This window comes from uncultured Allobaculum sp. (genome assembly GCF_948576815.1).
Taxonomy (GTDB): domain Bacteria; phylum Bacillota_I; class Bacilli_A; order Erysipelotrichales; family Erysipelotrichaceae; genus Allobaculum; species Allobaculum fili.
Window position 1 is genome coordinate 1 of sequence record NZ_CAPAEZ010000127.1, and the last position, 1,676, is coordinate 1,676.

The following is a 1,676-nucleotide window of genomic DNA, read 5'->3' on the forward strand; positions in this document are numbered from 1 at the left end:
CGCATGCCTTCCTTATTCTGTAAATCATTTTTGGCTAAAATGCTATTTTGGCTAAACTTCCCCCTTTCCCCCGTTACATCATGCTAACTTTGGTTTATAATAGTCACAAGATCTATTGCGATTTCTTCTTTTGTCTTGCCGAGATCCAGTAGATCCCGGATGACCGTTTTAAAGTTTCTCTTGGCTTTGCGAAGGCTCAGTTCGCGCGGTCTTCCATTGTCATCCATATCTTTTGGATGCCATTCTGCGCCATCTTTCAACATTGACCAGATACTGACAAGTATTTTCCTGGCAATCGCGATGATGGCCCTTTTTTTTCCTTGTCTTCCTGCAATTCCGTTGAACTTGTACCGATAATACGGATTCTGCGCCTTGATAGCTGCCCACGCACACTCCACGAGAACCGGTTTGAGATATTTCCCTCCCTTTGTAATATGCCGGCTGTTCTTCTTTCCAGCTGATTCATTTCGTCCTGGTACAAGTCCGGCCCATCGTGTCAGCTTGTCGGCTGTATAGAACGGATCCATATTGTTTCCTATTTCCGCAATGATCTTTATAGCTGACATTCTTCCTATACCCGGAACGCTCATCAGAAGATCGATCTCTTTTTTATATTGGGCCGCCAGCATGTCGATCTCTTCATCCAGTGTCCTGATCTGTTCTTCAAGGAACTGGAGATGCTGACGTGTATGGGCAATGATTTTCTTTTCGACCGCGTCAAATTCAAAACCATTGCATGCTTCCAGTATATCTTCCTGCGAAGCACGGCATCGGCTGTCGACGCAGCAGAGAATATCTTCTTTTGTATAGGGATCCTCACCAATCAGCAGATCGATGATCTTTTGTGCGCTTTTTGAAAAAACGCTTGAGAAAACCATATCCAGCTTATAGTTCCGGCATGTGAGCGAATTGATGAGACGGTTCTTCTCCTGCGTGCACTGCTGCACATATTTTATTCTTAGACGCGTCAGTTCTCTTAATTTTCGGATCGTCCAGTCTGGAATAAAGCTTTTCTTCGTTTCGCCATGACGATACTTGTTGACGATCCACATGGCATCTTTATCATCGTCTTTTTCGTCCCGAACAGCTTTCACCCATTTGGGATTCACGATACGGACTTCTTCCATATCGGATTCGAGAACATTGAAGACAGGAATCCAGTATTTGCCTGTGGACTCCATGCAGACATGACGGCAGCCATGTTCCAGCAGCCAGTGATCGAAACGGATCAGATCGTTGGTAAAAGTAGAAAAACGTTTTTTGAAATAAGCCGGATGAAGAGGATCAGATGCGTCGCATACGACAGCGACAATAAAACGTTTGTGGACATCGACACCGCATGCGATCGGAAGTGTGACATCCATCGGTTTAACTTTCGCCATAGCAATACCTCCTTAAAAAGATAGGCAGCGGATCAGTCTGATCACCGGTTTCGATACATTTGAAATGTCCGTGATATTTTATTCTTCGTCCTCGTAGGTATATTTAGGGGTTCATAAGATCAGACACGACAGTTTTCTTAACAGTTTGAATACCTAAGGTATTTCTACTGGGTAGGAACACGTGTTCATGATCCTCTGCTGGCTTTAGTATAAACGAATCGGCACATTCAAAAAAGAGACCCCGATTTTCATGTTCTGGGGTCTCGCTATTTATTGAGTGATGACAGTTTTCTT

Annotated in this window: 1 protein-coding gene; it reads right to left on the reverse strand. The window is 44.0% G+C overall.

From position 1 onward, the window contains the following. Positions 1-83: 83 nt before the first annotated feature. A complete protein-coding gene (locus tag Q2J39_RS10700) occupies positions 84-1,382 on the reverse strand; it encodes an IS110 family transposase (protein ID WP_300836427.1) in 1,299 nt (432 codons plus the stop codon). Positions 1,383-1,676: the final 294 nt, after the last annotated feature.